The organism is Sphingopyxis italica (assembly GCF_011926545.1).
Taxonomy (GTDB): domain Bacteria; phylum Pseudomonadota; class Alphaproteobacteria; order Sphingomonadales; family Sphingomonadaceae; genus Sphingopyxis; species Sphingopyxis italica.
Genome location: NZ_JAATIT010000003.1, coordinates 353,770 through 374,239 on the forward strand (window position 1 = coordinate 353,770; position 20,470 = coordinate 374,239).

Annotated in this window: 9 protein-coding genes; 4 read left to right on the top strand and 5 right to left on the bottom strand. The window is 67.4% G+C overall.

Features of this window, described 5'->3' with window-relative positions; all coding sequences use genetic code 11:
* Positions 1 to 72: 72 nt before the first annotated feature.
* From GGR90_RS12935 to GGR90_RS12950, 4 genes are read left to right on the top strand one after another with little or no spacing between them, the layout of a single operon-like run.
* On the top strand, positions 73 to 1,893 hold the full coding sequence (locus GGR90_RS12935) for a ShlB/FhaC/HecB family hemolysin secretion/activation protein (RefSeq protein ID WP_167921865.1): 1,821 nt from the start codon (positions 73 to 75) through the stop codon (positions 1,891 to 1,893).
* Positions 1,894 to 1,922: 29 nt separating this feature from the next.
* The gene (locus GGR90_RS12940) at positions 1,923 to 10,574 is read left to right on the top strand and encodes a beta strand repeat-containing protein (RefSeq protein ID WP_167921866.1); all 8,652 of its coding nucleotides are present in this window, start codon (positions 1,923 to 1,925) and stop codon (positions 10,572 to 10,574) included.
* 49 nt (positions 10,575 to 10,623) lie between these two features.
* Complete coding sequence (cysS, locus tag GGR90_RS12945) at positions 10,624 to 12,126, top strand: cysteine--tRNA ligase (protein ID WP_167921867.1); 1,503 nt, start codon at positions 10,624 to 10,626, stop codon at positions 12,124 to 12,126.
* Positions 12,127 to 12,175: 49 nt separating this feature from the next.
* Positions 12,176 to 13,120, top strand: coding sequence for a D-2-hydroxyacid dehydrogenase (locus GGR90_RS12950; RefSeq protein ID WP_167921868.1), 945 nt, complete (start codon positions 12,176 to 12,178; stop codon positions 13,118 to 13,120).
* Between the two features lie 138 nt (positions 13,121 to 13,258).
* Here GGR90_RS12950 and GGR90_RS12955 read toward each other — a convergent pair whose 3' ends face one another.
* The 5 genes from GGR90_RS12955 to GGR90_RS12975 all read right to left on the bottom strand — a co-directional run bounded on the left by GGR90_RS12955 (position 13,259) and on the right by GGR90_RS12975 (position 20,420).
* Complete coding sequence (locus tag GGR90_RS12955) at positions 13,259 to 14,107, bottom strand: metallophosphoesterase (RefSeq protein WP_167921869.1); 849 nt, start codon at positions 14,105 to 14,107, stop codon at positions 13,259 to 13,261.
* A 43-nt stretch (positions 14,108 to 14,150) separates the two neighbouring features.
* On the bottom strand, positions 14,151 to 16,085 hold the full coding sequence (locus GGR90_RS12960; RefSeq protein ID WP_167921870.1) for a cytochrome c3 family protein: 1,935 nt from the start codon (positions 16,083 to 16,085) through the stop codon (positions 14,151 to 14,153).
* Between the two features lie 10 nt (positions 16,086 to 16,095).
* On the bottom strand, positions 16,096 to 16,977 hold the full coding sequence (locus GGR90_RS12965) for a hypothetical protein (protein WP_167921871.1): 882 nt from the start codon (positions 16,975 to 16,977) through the stop codon (positions 16,096 to 16,098).
* A complete protein-coding gene (locus tag GGR90_RS12970; protein WP_167921872.1) occupies positions 16,977 to 19,412 on the bottom strand; it encodes a cyclic nucleotide-binding domain-containing protein in 2,436 nt (811 codons plus the stop codon). Before GGR90_RS12970 ends, GGR90_RS12965 begins: the two co-directional genes overlap by 1 nt.
* Positions 19,413 to 19,646: 234 nt before the next feature.
* Entirely contained in the window at positions 19,647 to 20,420 is a 774-nt protein-coding gene (locus GGR90_RS12975; RefSeq protein ID WP_167921873.1) for an arginyltransferase, read from the bottom strand.
* Positions 20,421 to 20,470: the final 50 nt, after the last annotated feature.

Here is a 20,470-nt window from a genome sequence, read left to right on the forward strand (position 1 = left end):
CGCCGGGTCGCCGGCGGAGCCAATGACATTGGCGCACCGCGATCGCGGTGCGCCGGAACGCAAGGGGTGGTGATGGCCGTGTCGGGGGATGTGGGATTTGGGACCGAAAGGCCGAAGCACGCGGCGATCCGCGGGCTATTGGCCGGTTCGGCGGGATTGATCGCGGCGGCGCTGCCCGCCGCCCTGTGGGCGCAAGCGACACCGCAGATCCCGACGCGCGAGGAGATCCAGCGCCCGACGCTGCCTCCCGCCGCGCAGCCCGGTGAACAGATCGTCGCGATCGACGACGGCATCGAACGCGCTCCCTGCCCGCTCGCCAGTCCCGAATTCGCGCATATCCGCTTCACATTGCGCGCAGTCGAGTTTTCGAGCGTCGAAGGCATCGACAACGGGCTACTCGCGCCAAGCTGGTCCGATCGCGTCGGCCAAGAGTTGCCGATTTCCGCGGTGTGCGAGATTCGCGACCGCGCCGCGACGATCCTGCGCTCGCAAGGCTATCTCGCCGCGGTTCGTGTGCCGCCGCAGACGATCGGCGACGGCATCGTCCGGCTCGACATCCTGTCCGCGCGCATGGCGCGGATCGAGGTGCGCGGCGACGCCGGCGCGAACGAAAAATTGCTGCAACGCTATCTTTCGCGGCTCGACGATGCACCGGTGTTCAATATCGCCGACGCCGAACGCTACCTGCTGCTGGCGCGCGACATCCCGGGCATGGATGCGCGGCTGACGCTGCGCCCCGGCGCCGTTCCCGGCGAAGTCGTAGGCGAAGTCACCGTCAGCCGAACGCCCATGACCTTCGATTTCAATGCGCAGAATTTCGGGTCGCGCGACGTCGGCCGCTGGGGCGGCAATGCGCGCGCGCGTTTCGCGGGCCTGACCGGCATGGGCGATCTCACCACGGTCAGCTTCTATGCGACCCCCGATCTCGACGAGCAGAAGGTCGTGCAGGCGTCGCACGAGTTCCGCGTCGGCGGCGAAGGGCTGCGTCTCGGCGCCAGCTATACCTACGCCTGGACGCGCCCCGATCTCACCGGCCTGCCGATCAAGTCGAACACGCAGATCGTGAGCCTGTTCGGGTCTTATCCGCTCGTGCTGACGCAAGCCCGGCGCGTGACGATCGGCGGCGGGCTCGACATCATCGATCAGGACATCAGCCTGACCGGCGTCCCGCTCAACAAGGACCGGCTGCGCGTCCTGAACCTGCGCGCCGACGCGAACTGGATCGACCCCGCCTCGATCGCCGGGCGCGGCGGCTATAATCCCGGCGAGCCGCGCTGGTCACTCGCCACCTCGTTCGAGGCGCGGCGCGGTCTCGATTTCCTCGGCGCGAGCGACGATTGCGGTCCCGGCGGTGCGGCCTGCTTCCTGCCCGGCGCGGTGCCGCTGACGCGGATCGAGGGCAAGCCCGACGCCTTCCTGCTGCGCGCCAATGCCCTCGCCGAATGGCGCCCGGCAAGGCTGTTCACACTGTCGGCGGCGCCGCGCGCGCAATGGGCGGCCGACCCGCTACTCGCCTATGAGGAATTTTCGGGCGGCAATTTCACCGTCGGACGCGGCTTCGACCCCGGCACCGTGATCGGCGACAGCGGCGTCGCGGTGGCGCTCGAAGCGCGCTACGGCTCGTTCATCCCCGCCAATACGAAGGCCTTCGCCTTTCAGCCCTTCGTCTTTTTCGACGCCGCCTGGGTGTGGAACGAGGATGCCGCCTTCGACGGGCTCGATCCGCAGAAACTTTATTCGGCCGGCGGCGGCGTGCGCGTCGCTTATGGCAACCTCGGCCGGCTCGACGTCACGCTGGCGGTGCCACTCAACCGCGCCGGTTTCCTCACCGAGCGGCCCGACCCACGGCTGCTGGTGTCGCTGACCACCCAGTTCGGCGTGGGAGCGCGCTGACCATGATTTTTGCATCGAGGACGACCGCCATGCGTGCCACCGCCACTCTCTCGCCCGTCCGCAAAGGCAGGCAGCGCCTGCTGACCAGTTGCGCGATCGCCGCCGGGATCGCCGCGCTCGCCTATGGCGGCCCGGCCTCGGCGCAGGTGGCGGGCACGGGCAGCTTCGCTTCGGGCACCGGCTCGATCGGTAACGATGGCGGGGCCAACTCGACGACGGTGAATGTCGATGGGGCACAGAGCATCATCAACTGGGTGCCGACCGACACGGCGCCGACCGGCGGCGCGATCGACCTGCTCCCCGCGGGCGAGAACTGGAATTTCGTCGGCACCGGCGACTATACCGTGCTCAATCGCTTCGTGAACGGCGGCGGCGGATCGCTCAGCCGCCAGATCGCGCTCAACGGCACGGTCAACTCATATACGGGATCGACCAGCGGCCCGCGCGGGGGCAATATCTGGTTCTACAACGCCGGTGGCATCCTGATCGGCGCGAGCGGCGTGATCAACGTCGGCAGCCTGCTGCTCACGACGAACGACATCGTCACGACCGGCGGCCTGTTCGGCCCCGGCGGCACGATCCGCTTCAATGGCGCCGCGGGCAGCACGTCGGCGATCACCGTCAACGGCGCGATCAACGCCGATATCGGCGGCAGCCCCGGCAGCTCCTATGTCGCGTTGGTCGCGCCGCGCGTCGTGCAGGCGGGCGCCGTCCGCGTCGACGGATCGGCGGCCTATGTCGCCGCCGAGCAGGCGAACATCCGCATCAACGGCGGCCTCTTCGACATCGACGTGACCGTCGGCGCGGAGGGTGGCAACGCCATCACCCACAGCGGCACGACCACCGGTCCGGCGCATCTCGACGCCAATGGCAACGAGAGCCGCATCTATATGGTCGCCATTCCCAAGAATGACGCGGTGACGATGCTGGTCAGCGGGGCGATCGGCTATGACGACGCGCTGTCGGCAGAGGTCGATCCCGACGGCGCGGTGCGCCTGTCGGCGGGCTATAATATCGTCGGCGGCGAACTCGCCGCGGCGCCCGTCAACGCGACGGCGGCGAATATCACGGCGGCCGATACGCTGCTGCGCAGCAACACGATCGCGCGCGCCAGCGGCGCCTTTGCCGCCGGCCCGACGCAGCAATTGCCGGGATCACCCACGCCGCTGTCGTCGGAGGGCCAGTTTTTCGTCGAGGGCAGCGGCATCTTCGTCGGCGACACCAGCGCCACCCTGTCCATCGGGGCGAATCAGCGCGGCGGCGCCGACGGCAGCCTGATCATCGAGTCGGTCGACGCCAACGGCATCGCGGGCAACGCCGCCGTCAACGTCTCGGGCGGCACGCTCTCGGCCGCCAGCCTGGAAATATATGCGGACGGCGAACCGCAGGCCGCGACCGGGGGAGACAGCCAGGGCGGAACGGCCAGCCTGACGATCACCGGCGGCAGCGTCAGCGCGCCGGTGGTCGTGGTCGAAGCCAATGGCATCGCCGATACCGGAACAAACGGCATCGGCGGCAACGGCAGCGGCGGCAACGCCAGCATCACCGTCAGCAACGCGGGCAGCACGCTGACCGCCAGCAATATTTTCATAAACGCGCTCGGGCGCGGCGATTTCAATTTCCCCAACACCCCGCCCGCCATCAATGGCGACGGGACGGGCGGCACGGCGGCCCTCACCGTTTCCAATGGTGGCAGTGTGACGCCGGCCGCTCTGCTTTCGCTCGACGCGCGGGGAATTGGCGGCATCGGCCTCACCCAGTCGGGCAATGGCACCGGCGGCACGGCGCGCATTCAGGTGTCGGGCGCGGGGTCATCCCTGTCGGCGACGCAGAGCTTCGTCGATGCCTCGGGCCAAGGCGGCGGAAACGCCGGTTTCTTCCAATCGCAGAATGGTGGAGACGGAACGGGAGGCACCGCCGGGATACTGATCGACGCCGATGCGGCATCGACCATCTCGCTGGGCTCGGCCGGCGTTTTCGCCATCGGCGAGGGCGGCAACGCCGACGGAAGCGAGAATACCACCGGCGGCGATGCGCTGGGAGGGTCGGCCAGCTTGATCGTCGAGGGTGGCGTCAACGCGCAATTCACCCAAATAGTGCTCGACGCGTCCGCGGCCGCCGGAACCGCCGCCACCCCCAGCGGCACGACGGGGCAGTCGGGCAACGCGCGCGCGAACAATGTGACATTGACGGCGACGAACGGGTCCACCATCGACAGCAGCGGTTTGATCAACCTTTTCGCCGTCGGCATGAATCCCTTTCCCTTCAACCCCACCGGTGAAAATTTCGGAACGGGCACGGGGGGCAATATCGCGGTCAACGCGACCGCGGGGGGCACGATCAGCACCGGCGCCCGCCTCACCGCGCAAGCGATGGGCGGCAGCATGTCCGACACGATCCGGCAAAGCGCCGGTAACGGCATTGGCGGCGACGTCGATTTTCTCGCCGACGGCGGCACCATTCGCGCCGAGGTCTATGACGTCGATGTCAGCGGCAACACCGCCGATGTGGCCGGCGCCGGGGGCACGGCGCAGGGCGGAACGATCGACGTCTTCGCGCAAAATGGCGGATTATTCGTTGCCACGCTCGACGCGAACAGCCGCTTCAACGCCGGCGCCACGTCGGGCATCAGCGCGGCGGGCGCGGCAGCCACGGGCGGCACGATCCAGCTGATCGCCGACGCCGGCACGATCGACCTCGGCGTCGGGGCCAATTTGTTCGCCGACGGCAGTTCGGGCGGCGCGGCGGTGCCGGGCGCGAACAACCCGACCGGCACCGGCGGCGCGATCCTGATCCGCGTCGAAGCCGACGCGTCGGACAGCAGCCGCATCGACGCCGGCGACCTGTTCGCATCGGCCGACGGCCGGGCGCTGCCGGACGGCGAAACGCCGCCCGGCGTGGAACTTCCCGCCGGCAACGGCCAGGGCGGCACGATGACGGTGGAGATCGCAGGCGGCACCCTCACCGGCGGCGTCCTCGAACTGTCGGCGACCGGCGTGGGCGGCGGCGGCGCGGGCAGCGCAACGGGAACCGGCGGCACCGCGACCTTCACGCAGACGGGTGGAGCCGTGTCGATCAGCGACATGAACATCGTCGCCGACGGCTTCGGCGGCACCGTGCAAGGCGTGTCGGGAACGGGCATCGGCGGCATCGCGGCGATCAACCTGTCGGGCGGCACGATCACCGCGGCCGACATCACGGCCTCGGCCGGCGGCACGGGCGGCATCGGCTTCAGGGGCGATGATTTCGACCCGCTCAACATCGTCGCGAGCGGCGCCGGCGGCGTCGGCCGCGGTGGCGCCGCGACGATCAGCATCGACGGCGCGGCCATCGTCGAGACCGGCGTCATTCGCGCGAGCGCGCTCGGCGCCGGCGGCGACGGCGGGCGGTTCGACAGCTTCTTCAGCGGGATACCGGGCGACGCGGGCAACGCGGGCGAAGGCATCGGCGGTGAAGCGACGGTCAATGTGCGCGGCGGCACCACCACCGCGAGCAGCCTGACCGCCGACGCGTCGGGCACCGGCGGCATCGGCGGCGAAAGCTTTTTCTCGAGCAGCGGCAGTCCCGCCACCGGCATCGGGGTCGGCGGGACGGGCGGCACGGGCCGCGGCGGCACCGCGTCGATCGCGCTGGGAACCGCGATCGACGGCGTCGGCACGGCGAGCAGCGTCGCGCTCGGTTCGGGCGGCGCGGGCGGCTTCCACAATGTCGGCGGCGATGGCGGCGATGGCTTCGGCGGCACCGCACAGGCGATCGTGACCGGCTTCGAGGCGGGCGACCTCGCGGTCACCATCGATTCGACCGGGGTCGGCGGCGATGGCGCCAACGGCAGCGACGGCGCGGGCGGCAGCGGCGGCAACGGCACGGGCGGCACCTCGCGCATACTCGCCGACGGCGCGGGCGCGAGCCTTACCGCTGTGCAGAGCAATCTCGTCTCGGGCGGCATCGGCGGCAACGGCGGCGCGGGCGGGCTCGGCTTCGGCTCCTTCCTCGCGGTCGCGCCCGATGGCGGCGATGGCGGCGACGGGCAAGGCGGCACGATCGAAATTGCCGCAAGCGAAGGCGGGACCGTCGCGCTCGGCCTCGACGGGGGTGACCTCGTCTCGCTCTCCAGCACCGGCAACGGCGGCGCGGGCGGGCTCGGCAGCGACAGCAGTTTCGGCGAAGGAAATGACTCGGGAGGCGGCGGCGACGGCGGCGCGGGAACCGGCGGCACCGTCCGCCTCGTCGCGACCGGCGGCACGATCACCTCGAACGGCGAAGCGGTCGATATCACCGCCAGCGGACTTTCGGGTGAAGGCGGCAGCGGCGGCACCGGCCAGGGCGGCGGCCGGGACGGCATCCTCGGCGATTTGGGTCAGACCACCGGCGGGCGCGTCGTGATCGAAACAGTGGTCGGCGCCTCGGGGCCCGGCCAGATCGACCTTGGCCCGACGAGCATCGCGGCGAACGGCGATTTCGCGGGGCGCATCGAGTTGCGCGCGGGCGGCAATATCAGCTTCGCGGGCCTCACCGCCGAGGCGTTCGGGACCGCCGCGCCGACCAACAACGACACCGATACCGCGCTCGCGGGCATCTTCGTCGCGCCAACCGGCGGCACGATCGCCAGCCAGGGCGACGTCACGCTGACCACCGACGGCTCGATCGGCGTCCATGCCCGGTCGAACGGGATCGTCGACGTCGATGGCATCCTGACGATCGACGCGGGCGACCAGATCGACATCCGCCACGATGCGCGCGAAGGCGCGGCGCCCACGCTCCGCGCGAGCGACAGCCTGATCGCGACGGCGCCGAACAGCATCAGCGGCGCGCCGGACAGCCTGATCGCCGCCGGCGGCGCGCTGTCGCTGACCACCGCCGGGACGATCGGCATCGACGGGCTGACGGGTGACGACATCAGCCTGACCAGCACCGGCGCGACGACCGTCGAACATGCCGAAGCGGTGAATGATTTCACCGCGAACGCCGCGAGCTTCGCGACCGGTCTCAATTCGATCATCACCGGCGGCGATATCGATATCACCTCGCCGGGCGCGGTCGATCTCGGCAATTCGAGCGCGGGCGGTTTCGTTCAAGTCTCGGGGCAATCGATCGCCTTCAACAATATCGACGCCGGCCTGTCGGTCGACCTGTTCGCCGACGGAATCGACGGCGGCTCGATTGCCGCCGGCGGCGACATCACCCTGTTCGCCGACAGCATCGCGCTGACCGGCGCGGTGACGGGCGACGCGTCCTTCTTCGCCTTCGGCACGGGCGGCGCTGTGTCGGTGAACAGCGCCGACGTCGCCGGCACGATCTCCATCTTCTCGACCGACGATCTTTCGGGCAGCTTCGTCGCGGGCGGCGACATCTTCCTCAATTCGGACGGCAACATCGATGCCTCGGCGCAGGCGAACGGCGGCTATGTCGACGGCAACGGTCTCGCCACCGAAGGCAATCTGTTCGTCGTCGCGGCGGGCGACGCGGCGCTGACCGACAGCTCCGCAGCGCGGATGTTCGGAGTGAGTGCCGGCGGCGCCGCATCGATCGATGGCGGCACCGCGGGCGAGGACATGCTCATTATCGCCGGGACTACCGCCAGCCTGACCGACGTCAGCGTGGGTGACGACCTCACCGTCAACGCGTCCGGAAACATCGACGCGATCAACGTCAGCGCGACCGGCGCGGGCGCCGATACGCATGTCCTCAGCTTCTCGTCGGGTTCGGGAAGTCCGACCTTCTCAATCGGCGTCGGCGATGGAAGCGGCGCCGACATCACGATCGCCTCGGCGAACGGCGCGATCGACGCCACCACGCTGTCGGCGGGTGACGACATCATATTGACCAGCACCGGCGCGACGACCGTCGAACATGCCGAAGCCGTCAATGATTTCACCGCGACCGCGGCCAGCTTCGCGACCGGGCTCAATTCGATCATCACCGGCGGCGATATCAATATCACCTCGCCGGGCGCGGTCGATCTCGGCAATTCGAGCGCGGGCGGTTTCGTTCAAGTCTCGGGACAATCGATCGCCTTCAATAATATCGACGCCGGTCTGACGGTCGACCTGTTTGCCGACGGAATCGACGGCGGCTCGATCGCCGCCGGCGGCGACATCACCCTGTTCGCCGACAGCATCGCGCTGACCGGCGCGGTGACCGGCGACGCCTCCTTCTTCGCCTTTGGAACCGCCGGCACGGTTGCGGTGAACGGAGCCGACGTCGCGGGAACGATCTCGATCTTCGCGGCCGACGGTCTGACGGGCAATTTTGTCGCGGGCGGCAACATCTCTCTGAATAGCGACGGCGACATCGCCGCCTCGGCACAGGCGAACGGCGGCTATGTCGACGCCAACGGCGGCGTCGCCGAGGGCAATTTGTTCGTCGTCGCCGCGGGCGACGCGGCGCTGACCGACAGCTCCGCGGCGCGCATGTTCGGCGTCAGTGCCGGGGGCGCCGCATCGATCGTGGGCGGAAGTGCGGGCGAGGACATGCTCGTGCTCGCCGGAACGACCGCCAGCCTGACCGACGTGAGCGCGGGCGACGACATCAGCGTCGAAACGCCCGGCAACATCGACGCCGTCAATGTCAGCTCGACCGGAGCGGGCGCCGACACGCATATCCTCGGCCTGTCGTCGGGATCCGGCAGCCCGAGCTTCACGATCGGCGTCGGCGATGGAAGCGGCGCCGACATCGTGATGGCGTCGGCGAACGGCGCGATCGACGCCGCCGCGCTGTCGGCGGGCGACGACATATTGCTGGGCGCCGCGAACGCCATCGCCGTCAACGGCGCGACGACGCTCGGCCTCGGCACGACCGGCGGCGACAGCAGCATCCGCACCCAAGGCGGCGCCACGACGCTCGCGGGTATCGACGCATTCAGCGACGTCATCGTCGATGCTGCGGGCCTCGCCAACCTCTCCGGCATCGTCGCGGCGGGCGGCAACGTCATCATCAACGCACAGGACGTCACGCTCGCCGCGCTGACCGATCCCGGTGGCACCGCCGTTCCGACGCTGAGCGCCGACGGCGATGTCGTGGTGAATTCGGCGGCGGGCATTGCGGGCGGCGGCGTTCGCGCGCTCGGCGACGTTGCGCTGACCGCGGACACCGCCATCGGCCTCACTTCGGTCGAAGGGCAGAATGTCACGCTGACCGGCACCACCGGCATCGACGTGGATGACGCCAATATACTCGGCGCGGCCAGCCTCGACAGCGGCGACGGCGATATCCGGATCGGCAGCCTGCTCGCCGCCGGCCCCGTCGACGCCAGCGCCGGCGCGATCCGTATCGAAGGCGGCGGCAGCCTGGCCTTTGCGACGCTCACCACCGACGTCGGCGACGCCTATGTCCGCGCGAACGGCGACCTGTCGATCGCGAACGGCAACGTCGCGGGCACAGCCGACTTCGGCGCGCAAGGCGAAGGGATGAGCGTCGGCACGCTCACCGCGGCCAATGCGATCCTCGCCAATTCGGGCGGGTTCCTGGACCTCGATAGCGTGACCGTGGCGGGCGACCTCGACGCCAGCGCGCTGACCTCGCTTGGCATCACCGGCGTCGTCACCGGCCAGTCGATCGCGCTCGCCTCGGCGAATATCGCGATCGATCCGGCCGGCCGCGTCGGCACCGCGGGCGTCACGCAGCAACTGTCGATCGCGAACAACAACAGCGACAACCAGACCTTCGTCGGCGGCGCGTCGGGCACCAGCGTCGCGGGCTATCATATCGACGCCGACGAACTGACCCGCCTCTATGGCAGCCAGATCGACATCGTCGCGCCCGCGGTGCAGGCCGCAGGGGGCGGATCGGTCGGGTCGGCGGCGCCGCCCGACGTGATCGTCGACGGCTTCACCATGACCGGCGGCGCGGCGGGATCGAACCTCGGTGCGAACGGCGCGCTGACGATCCGGACGCCGGGCAAGATGCGCGTGGTCGGCAATGTCGAACTGATGGGCCTTACCGACGCCAACGCGCTCAATCTCGTCGCGGGCGACGCGATCGAGGTCATTCTGGGTCAGGGCAGCGTCCGGCTGGTGAACGGCACCGATCCGGCGGGACAGCTCAACCTGGTGTCCGACGACGTCATCGTCGCCACGGCGGAAGCGATCGCGGATGTCGGCGCGGCGACCTCGACCAGCGCGATCAACACGCGGCTCGCACAGAATGACGGCATCCTGCTCGACGAGGGCGCGCTCTTCGCGCGCAGCATCCGCGCCGAGGTCGTCGGCGGCTTCTACGTCCAGAATAGCGGGGTGGGCACCGAAACCGCCCAGCGCCGCGGGCTGACCTTCGGCGCCGGCGGGCTCGACGTCGTGACCGAAGGACCGTCGCGCATCGTCGTCAACGGCGTGCAATTGGGTCCGAACGGCCAAGTGACCGGTCTCGATACGCTCCAGCTTCTGACCATCGGCGGCGCGGCGCCGGTCGCCGGCGCCTATGACCCCGGGTCGACCGTCAACGGCTGCCTCATCTCCAGCCCGACCGTCTGCGCCACCGGCGCGCTCGACGTCGACAATAATTTCCCGGTGCAGGACGTCATCGAGGAGATCGACGGCGACGAGGATGGCGCGGGCGAAGGCAACACCCTGCCGCAACCGCTGATCACGATGCGCGAGGTGGACCCGCTGACCGGCGCGCCGCTGCTCGACGATCCGGTGACCGGCGCCGGCAACGACGATCTGTGGACGCCGCCCGCGCAATAAGCCGCGTTTCGGTTGACGGATCGCATCGGGGCGAGGCATGGGCGGCGGCATGACCGACGCCCCCGCCCCCCGGATTTCCGCCTCGCCGCTCAAGCTGTTCAACAGCCTGACGCGCAGCCTCGAAATCTTCGAGCCCGTCCACCCCGGCGTTCCTGGCGATCCGGCTCAGCCGCCGGAGGCGCGCGTCTATTCGTGCGGACCGACGGTCTACAACTACCAGCACATCGGCAATATGCGCGCTTATGTCTTCGCCGACACGCTGGGCCGCACCCTGTCGTTCAAGGGTTATGCGCTGCGCCATATCATCAATATCACCGACGTCGGCCATCTGACGTCGGACGCCGATGCGGGCGACGACAAAATGGAAAAGGCGGCGGCGCAGCAGGGCAAGACCGCGTGGGACATCGCCGCTTTCTATACCGCCGAATTCAAGCGCGACCTCGATTGGCTCAATGTACGCGGTCCCGCGAAGTGGACCGTTGCCACCGACTACGTCCCGCGCATGATCGAATTCGCAAAGCGCATCGCGGACAAGCATTGCTACGAACTCGACAGCGGGCTGTATTTCGATGTCTCGACCGTCGCCGACTATGGTCGGCTCGCCCGCGCCGTGACCGACGAGGGCGAGGGTCGGATCGAAGAGGTCGATGGCAAGCGCCACGCCGCCGATTTCGCTATCTGGCGCAAGACTCCGTTGGGCGAGACGCGTCAGATGGAATGGGATTCGCCTTGGGGCCGCGGCGCGCCTGGCTGGCACCTCGAATGTTCGGTGATGGGCGAGGCCGAACTCGGCATGCCGTTCGACATCCACACCGGCGGCATCGACCACCGCGAAATCCACCATCCGAACGAGATCGCCCAGAATCAGGCGTATCGCGACTGCGGCAGCCTCGACTGCGCCGAACATTCGGGGGCGCGGCTGTGGATGCACAATAATTTTCTGATCGACCGCGGCGGCAAGATGTCGAAGTCGGCGGGCGAGTTTCTTCGACTCCAATTGCTCGTCGACCGTGGCTATCATCCCCTCGCCTACCGGGTGATGTGCTTGCAGGCGCATTATCGGTCGGAACTGGAATTTTCGTGGGCAGGTCTCGGCGCCGCACTCACGCGGCTGAAGCGGTTGGTGATGGCTGCCGCGCCGGTGCGCGACGTCGAAGCGACCGAACCAAGCGACCGCCGCCTCGCCGATCTGCTTGCGAAGTTCGACGCGGCGATGTCCGATGACCTCAACACCGCGGTCGCGCTGACCTTGCTCGAAGAGGCGGCCGCGTTGAAGAAGATCGACGCGGGTCAGAAGCGGGCGGCGCTCGCGGCGATGGACGCTGTCCTCGGCCTCGAGCTGCTGACGGTCGACCGCACCGCCCTGCGCGTCCGCCCCAAAGCCGCAACGATCGCCGAAGACGAAATCGAAGCGATCCTCGTGCGCCGCAAGGACGCTCGCGCCGCGAAGGACTTCGCCGCCTCCGACGCGCTGCGCGACGAACTCATCGCCGCGGGCGTCGAGGTGATGGACGGCGACCCGCTCGGCTGGGAGTGGCGGCTCGACAACTAGCCTCTCGCCCGCCATGATCGGTTGCAGAATGGAACCGAAGAGAGGCTCAATGTCGAAAACCGTCACCGTCCTGTCGGGCCTGATCCGCCCGCTCGTCGAAAACCGCCTTCCCGACTGGGTCGAACCGCGCTTCTTCGCGTCGAAGGAAGAGGCGCTCGAACTGGCGCCCCGGGCCGAAATCGGCTGGTTCGACATGTACGACAAAAAGGACATGGCCGCGGTGATCACCGCCGCGACCGGGCTCAAATGGCTGAACTCGATCTACGCCGGGGTCGACGGCATGCCGCTCGATCTGCTGGCCCAGCGCGGCACGGTCGTGACCAATGGCGCGGGGATCAACGCGATCACCATCGCCGAATATGTCGTGATGGGCATGCTCACCGTCGCCAAAGGCTATCGCGACGTCGTCCGCGCGCAGGAGCGCCGCGAATGGCTGATCGATTCGCCGGGCAAGGTCGAGCTGTTCGGGTCGAAGGCGCTGCTGCTCGGATACGGCGCGATCGGCAAGCTGATCGAGGAAAGGCTGAAGGCGTTCGCGGTCGACGTGACCGTGGTGCGCCGCTCGCCCGGCCCGAACACGCTGACCCCCGACCAGTGGCGCGCGCAGCTCGGCGATTTCGACTGGGTGATCCTTGCGGTCCCCGCGACTCCCGAAACCGACGGCATGATCGGCGCGGCCGAACTCGCGGCGATGCAGCCGACCGCGACGCTCATCAACATCGCGCGCGGCAGCGTCGTCGATCAGGATGCGCTCGTCGCCGCGCTCGATACGCAGCAGATCGCGTCGGCCTTCCTCGACGTCACGACACCCGAGCCGCTGCCCGAAGATCATCCACTGTGGAGCCTCGACAACGCGCATATCACCATGCACCTGTCGGGCCGCGCGCAGGACAAGATGTTCGTCCGCTCGGCGCAGCGATTCCTTGAAAATCTCGATCGCTGGAAAAATGGCGAAGCCGTCGAGCCGCGGGTGGATTTGACGTTGGGTTATTAACGCAACGAGCATTTTACATGATCCGTTTGTGCTGAGCTTGTCGAAGCACGGTCCTTTCCTTGACGGCGCCAAAGGCAAGAACGGCCCTTCGACAAGCTCAGGGCGAACGGATGAGGGTGGCGTTAAACGCGCAATGGTTCAGGATGGCCGCTCGGCTTTCAGCTCGCGCACCAGCGGCTGCAGCCGCTCGTCATATTTGGCGAGCATCGTGTGTGCGCCGGCATGGTCGTAGAAGCTGACGAGTTCACGCCCGTTCCAGCGGTGGAGCGCATAGGCGGGATCCTCGGCGACGATCATCGGGCGGTCGTCGGGATGATCCTCGTCGATCGGGCGAAGGTCGAGCGACACTTGCGGCGCGGTCGACGAACAGATCGCGATCGTGCGCCCCTCCCACGCCACCGTGACGCTGCGGTGCAGATGCCCGCAGATCAGCCCGCGCACTTGGCTGTGCCGCCGCACCACGTCGGTGAAGCTCGCGACCCACGGCTCGCCGGGGTCGGTGTTCATCCATTCGATTCCGCTTTCGACCGGCGGATGGTGCATCACGATATAGGTCGGCTTGGCCCGGTCCTTCGCCAGCTCGGCGTCGAGCCATGCCGCGCGCCGGTCGCAGAAAGCGCCGCCGTGGCGCCCTTCCTCGAGCGTGTCGATCGTCACCAGCCGCAGTTCAGGCAGCTCGATCGTGTATTGCACGAAACCGTTGCCGTCGTCGAAGCCCGTAAAGCGCGTATGGAAATTGGCGCGCAAATCATGGTTGCCGACGCTCGGCCACACCGGAAAGGGACAGCGCGAAAAGGCGGTGACCAGCCGGCGATAGCTGTCGTCGTCGCCGCGGTCGGTGAGGTCGCCGGTGGCGAGCAACAGGTCGGGCCGGTTCGGGCCCTCGATCAGCACGTCGAGCACCTCGTCGAGGCGCTTGCGGTTATATTCGGCCGGATTATCCGGATCGAACCCGATATGGATATCGGTGATCTGCGCGATCAGCATATCCGTCCCCTGCTCCCGCCGGTCTGGTCCGGCGACCCAAAACCTATCCGCCCCGCCTTGCCCCGTGCAAGGAAGGTGTGCGCCACGTCACATCATAAAGCCCCCGCGCGCCCGAACCTGTGATCGCGCTCACACCTCCGATAGCCCATAGGCGTTTATTTGTGATTGCCGCGCTGTTAACCTTCCGCTGACGCTTGGGCATCCATGGTTTGCCGCCGTCCGAATGATATTCGTGGCACATCGCGCACGGCGATTCGGTCGCGGTTTCGACCTTCACCAGCCGCGCGCCGCCCTCACCGACATGGCAATCGCGGCACTGGCGCAGCCCCGGCACCAGCAGGTCGGTCGACGCCTTGGAAGCGGGCGCGGCAACATGGCAGTCGGCGCAGGCCGTTTCGCGGTGCGCATCATGGTCGAACCAGCCCTTTTGCAGATAGCGCGACGTCTGGCTCACCGCCGCCACGCGCCATCCGTTCCCCGTCTTCGGCGCGAGGATCGTGTGGCACTCATAGCAGGCGCCGCCCTTCGAAAAGACCGCGCGCACCGCATCCTGCGCGCGGCTCGGCCGCACCGCGACTTCGTTGAAATAGATGTTGTAGACCTGCCCCTCGGCATAGGCGCCCGGCCGCCGCCGCTGCATCCCGCCGAGTTGCAGCGGCCGCGACGGCGGGGTCGAGCGGTAATAAGCGGTGAGATCGGCGACGACCTGGTCGGGCTCGCCGTGGCGCAGCGTCCGCGTCACCCCGCCGACCGTCTCGAAGGCGAGGCTGTGGCACATCGCGCAGTCGCGCTCCATCTCGACCGGCTTGACGCGCACTCCGTCGGCCTCGACGCGGTGACAATTCGCGCATTCGAGCTTCTTGCCGAAATCGTAACGGCCGCGGAAGCTCGCCGCCATGCGCGCGACGCCGCCGGTCGCCCGCAGGTGCGTGTCGTGCGGGAATTTAAGGCCGTTGTAATCGACCGTCCCCTTGGCCAGCGTCGTGCGCACCAGCTTCGCGCCGGGCGCCAAGCGCACGAGCGGGCGGAACTCGGGATGGCTCGTGCCGAAATCGGCCGCGTCGGCGAGCGTCGTCGGATGCCTCGCGGCCTTCAGCCGCCCCTGCATCCCGTCATGGCAGTCGGCGCAGAACTTCTGCGGCGTCGCCGCCATCGGCCCCGCGCCCTCATGCTCGGTATGGCACTCGACGCAGCGCCCCTGCGGCTTGTTGAAGGTCTTGGCGAAGCCGGCGAGAATCTTTTCGCCCGCCCCCGGCGGATGCCGCGCGGCGAGCAGCATCGCGGCCGGCGCATTCGCGTGCGCCATGCTCATCGCCTTGTGCTCGCCGGTATGACATCCGACGCACGCCTTGTCGGTCACCGCGACGAACGGTTCGACGTGGCACGACTGGCAATCCTTCTTCAGGCTGGCGTGCGCGCTCGACAGCGGGCCCGACAGCCACGCGCTGTCGGCATGATAGCCGTCGGGGCGCTCGTTCACTTGCCGGTAGCTGTACCAGGCCCAGATCGGCCCGAACAGGAAGGCGAGCAGCATCAACAGCCCGAACGCCCACGCCGCCATGCGCTTGCCGGGCATCACCCCGGCGAGCGAAAAGGCCTTGGCCTCGTCGACGTCCTTCGACGATTGCGACAATTCGTCGATTCGCTCGACGAGCAGGATGATCTTCTCCTCCTCGCGCGCGATCGTCAGCCGGTGGCCGCCGAAGCGCAGCTCGGCGCCGGCGGCACTGTCGATGTCGGCGACATCGACGTTGCGGCCGTTGAAATCGAAGCCGAGCCCTTCCAGCGCCGCGACGCGCACAGTGCGCCCATCGGCGCTGCTGATCGTCGCGTGATGCGGATTCACCGCCAGATCGGCGATATGGATCGTGTTGCCGGCGTCGCGGCCGAGCGTGATCGTATCGCCCGGCAGCGTCTGGTCGCGGACGATCTGCTTGCCCGTCTTGGTCGTCGAGATGCGACGCAGGATGAAGCTCATCTTCCCCGCCTCACCAATAGAAAAAGACGCTGATGATGTGCGCCGACAGCGCCGCGATCAGAGCAAAGGTCAGCGGCACATGCGCATAGAGCCAGATTTCGAGCAGCCCGCGGATGCGCAGATGCTTGCGCAGCCGCGCAAGCGCCGCCTCCTTCTGCTTGAGCAGTCCGACGACCTTCTCGCGCGCCGCGGCATCGCTGCTGCGGGGCAGGCTGAGTGCGCGCAGCGCCGCCGCCGTGGCACAGTTCGGATAGCGCCCGCGAAGCCGCGCGACGATCCCACCCGCGAACGGATCTTCGTCCAGCGCCGCAAGCACCGGTGCCGTATCTTCGGGCGTCAGCGGCTGCGCCGCGCTGTGCAGCTGCCGGTCGAAGGCGCGGATCGCCTCAAGCATCTGCATCTGCGTCATCTGCTCGCGATTGTTCGACAGCGCCTGCGGCAATGTCGCATAGACGATGATGCCGTAAAGCCCCGACAGGATCACCAGCATCATCAGCGCCCACGCCAGCGTGTGGACGTTCCAGCCGAGCTGGAAGCCCGTGTGCCAAGTGCCGATCACGATCAGGCTGAGCCCCAGATAGACATGCGCCGAGGTCCACGCTTTCAGCGACCAGTGGTCGCTCGTCATCTTGCGCTTGCGATAGCCGAGTGCAGTGAGCCAGAGGATCAGGAGCGCGCCGATCGTGCCGAGCGTATAGCCGTACCAGCTACCGCCATTATGCCGCGGCGTCACGTCGACCAACGCATAGGACAGGATGATGAGCAGGCACAGCCCGCCGGAAATCTTGGCCCAGCGGAAACCCGCATAGCGCAGGAAACCCTCGTGCCGCCGCTCGCGAACACGCTCGGTCTGGGTCGCCTTGCTGCGACGCCGCCGGAAAAGCGTCGCCATCAGTCGGTGTCCTCGTCGAGCCGCGCGATCGACAGAAATTCCTCGGGCGAGACGCGGATCGCGGCGCCGGTCGGACAGGCGCGGACGCACGCGGGGCCACCCGAAATGCCTTTGCACATGTCGCACTTCACCGCGATTTTCTTGGGCTTTTCGTCGCCCAATTTTTTCTTGGTCCATTTGGGTGAAGGCTCGCCCGGACCGGGGCCGAAACCCGTAAGCAGCCAGCGCAGCAAGCTCGGCTTCTCGGGCGGCGCAGCCTCCATGCGAATCACGCCATAAGGACAGTTGCGCATGCAGTTGCCGCAACCGATGCAGCCCGGCTCCATGAACACTTCGCCATCGGGGCCGCGGTGGATCACGTTCGGGGGGCAGTCCGCCATACAATGCGGATGCTCGCAGTGGCGGCAGCTCGTCGGAACGTGCAGATGGGCAAAGGTCTTCCCCGCCTCGCGGTCGAGCCGCGACAGGCCTTCATGGCTGTCGGCGCACGCCTTTTCGCAATTGTCGCAGCCGACGCACAGATTCTCGTCGATCAGCAGCGCGTCGGTCGCCTCGCCCAGCCCCTCCTTCATGATGAAGCTCGCGGTGTCCGAATAAAGATCGACCGCGCTCGAATAGCTGGCCTTGCGCGATTCGATAAAGCTGTTCATCGCCGCGCGCTCGGCGACCGCGGCTTCGGTCGCCTCGCGCACCTGCGGACGCGCGGCGAGCATCTTGCGGAAGCTTTCGCCGGTCAGCTTGATCAGCTCGGCGCCGACCGCGGCCTTGACCGTGGCGTTGCGAGGATGCCCGCTCAGCACACCCATTTCGCCGAAAAAACTGCCTGCGGGAAGGTAGCGGAGAAAGATCGGCTTGCCGCCAATATCCTTCTCGACGATCATCGACCCCGACCGGATGACATAGACATCGTCGCCCTGTTCGCCTTCGGTCAGCACCACCTTGCCCGCAGGAACGCGCTCGACCTCGGCGGTATCGACGACGGGGCCGAGGTCCTCCACCGTCAGCCCGCCCTTGAAGATCTGGAGCAATTGCCGTTCGAGCGAGATGCGGTTGATCGCGCGCTTGGCGCCCGGAACCGATGCCATCAGCTTCAGCGCCGCGGTGCGCGACACTTCGACGAATATGCCGTCCGCACCCGCGCGGATCGTCGCGCCGCGTTTGCGGCCCGATATCAGCCCGACCTCGCCGAAGATCGATCCCTGCTCGATCGGCACCACAATGCCGGGGCCGACCTCGACCTCGGCAAAACCGTCGGCGATCGCAAAGAGCGACGACCCCGGATCGCCCTTTTCGAACACGACATCGCCCTCGCGATAAAAGGCGACCTTCGAATCGAGCATGAACTCGCGCATCTGCAGCGGCGACACATCGGCGAAGATGCTGACGCGCGTGCGCAGATATTCGAGCCATTCGCTGACCGGTTTCTGCTGCGGCAGATCCTCGAAAATCGCTGCCAGGTCCTTCTCGTCCGCCGGAGTCAGCCCCGCATTGCCATTGATGAACTCGACGACGTCATAGCCCTGGTTCATGCAATGCTTGATCAGCGGATAACCCGCGAGCGCGCCGATCACGAAGATGCCCGGGACGGTCGATTCAAAGGTCGGCGACAGTTTGGGAAAGGCCTCGCGGTCAGGGCCTGTGAATTCGATCCCCATCGATTCGACGAAGCCGCGCGGCGCGACCGACCCCAGCCGCGCGACGATGACGTCGCACGCGATCTTCTCGTCGCCGTTCGGGGTTTCGAGCGTCAGCCAGCCGGGCTCGACCTTCTTCGGCTGCGTCTCGGTGCGGATCGACATGAAGCCATTCTCGCCCGCCTCCATCATGTCGGAGACATTCTTCGCCTTGGCGCGCGCGAAATCCTTCGACCGATTGAGGATCGTCACCCTGTTTTCGAGCGCCTCCTCGGCGACGCCGAGCGCATTCTCGATCCCCGCGTCGCCCGATCCGACGACGGTGATATGCCTGTCCTTGAAATCCTCGGGATCGTCGACCTGATAGATGATGTGCGGCAGGTCATATCCTTCGCAGCGCAGCCGGTTCGGATTGCCCTGCGTGCCGATCGCCAGCACGATATTCTCGGCGTGAAAGATGTCGCCCTTGGCGGTCTTGATCACGAACGCGCCCTTCTGGCCCGTCACTTCGGTAACATCGGTGTAATGGGCGACATTCACCTTGTTGTTCGCGGCATCCTCGTCCCAATTGCCAAGGATAGATTCGCGCGCGCCCTCGGCAAAGCGGCAGTCGGACCGGAGGTCGAGCCGCTCGGGCGTCGCGAGCACGCGCTTGCCCTTCTGATATTTGAAGATGGTGTCCGACAGATGGTCGGTCTTTTCGAGCAGGATATGGCTGAGCCCGAGTTGGCCGGCGCGCGATGCGGCGCTGAGGCCCGCGGGCCCCGAACCGATAATCGCGACTTTGACCGCCTCGCTCATGCGCGCGCGCGTCCGCAGCCGAAGCGATCGGCCGCGATCAAGCTGCTGGTAAATATGCGCACGGGCATCCCATTCCCCCCAATCGCTTGCCCCCAAGCGACGCAATTACGGATGCGACCCGGACTTATGTCCTGGGTGCAAGGCTATGCCCTTGAAAGCGGGAAAAGGTCAACCGGAAGAGACGGAGATTTCCGCTGCTGCGAGACGTTCGCAAATGGTCCGACAGGCGGGCGGTCAGGCGAGTTCGAATATCGCGGCGATACGCTCGGACTGCGTCGGCTCGAACCGCGACCAGCCGTCGGGGCCGAGCTTTTCGAGCGGGCGGAAGCGCGCCTTGTAGGCCATGCGCGCCGAGCCTTCGATCCAGTAACCGAGATAGACATAAGGCAGCCCGGCATTCGCCGCGCGCTGGACATGGTCGGCGATGATATAGGTGCCGAGCCCTTCGCGCATCGGGTGGCCCGCGTCGAAGAAGCTGTAGATCATCGATAGCCCGTCGCCCTGCCGATCGGTCAGGCAGCAGCCGACGAGCCGCCCCTTGCCGCCATCCGCCGCGGGCTCGCGATATTCGATCATATAGCTGTCGACCGGGGTCTGCTCGACCATGTCGGCGAAATCCTGTTCGTCCATGTCGGCCATGCCGCCATCGGGATGGCGCGAGGCCAGATAGGAGCGGAGCAGCGCATATTGCTCCTCGGTCGCCCACGGCTTGCACGCGGTGGCGACGAGGTCGCCGTTGCGGCGCAAATTGCGCTTCTGCGAATTGCTGGGGACGAATTCGCTCGCGCAGACGCGCACCGATACGCATGCCGAGCAATCGGCGCAGCTCGGGCGATAGGCGACCGACTGGCTGCGCCGGAACCCGATGCGGCCGAGCGCATCGTTCAGCTCGTTCGCACTATTACCGCTGAGTTCCGTAAACACCTTGCGTTCGGTCTTGCCCGCCAGATAGGGACAAGGCGCCGGACTCGTGACGAAAAAGCGCGGAAAACGAAACGGTGCGGACACGCGGAAAAAACCTCCGGACTTGCGATGCGGAGCCCCCCGACGCGGGTCCG

Excerpts from the sequence above, each read along its gene's own strand:
- GGR90_RS12935 (WP_167921865.1), top strand. The coding sequence starts at position 73 with ATGGCCGTGTCGGGGGATGTGGGATTTGGGACCGAAAGGCCGAAGCAC.
- GGR90_RS12940 (WP_167921866.1), top strand. The coding sequence starts at position 1,923 with ATGCGTGCCACCGCCACTCTCTCGCCCGTCCGCAAAGGCAGGCAGCGC.
- cysS (WP_167921867.1), top strand. The coding sequence starts at position 10,624 with ATGACCGACGCCCCCGCCCCCCGGATTTCCGCCTCGCCGCTCAAGCTG.
- GGR90_RS12950 (WP_167921868.1), top strand. The coding sequence starts at position 12,176 with ATGTCGAAAACCGTCACCGTCCTGTCGGGCCTGATCCGCCCGCTCGTC.
- GGR90_RS12955 (WP_167921869.1), bottom strand. The coding sequence starts at position 14,107 with ATGCTGATCGCGCAGATCACCGATATCCATATCGGGTTCGATCCGGAT.
- GGR90_RS12960 (WP_167921870.1), bottom strand. The coding sequence starts at position 16,085 with ATGAGCTTCATCCTGCGTCGCATCTCGACGACCAAGACGGGCAAGCAG.
- GGR90_RS12965 (WP_167921871.1), bottom strand. The coding sequence starts at position 16,977 with ATGGCGACGCTTTTCCGGCGGCGTCGCAGCAAGGCGACCCAGACCGAG.
- GGR90_RS12970 (WP_167921872.1), bottom strand. The coding sequence starts at position 19,412 with ATGAGCGAGGCGGTCAAAGTCGCGATTATCGGTTCGGGGCCCGCGGGC.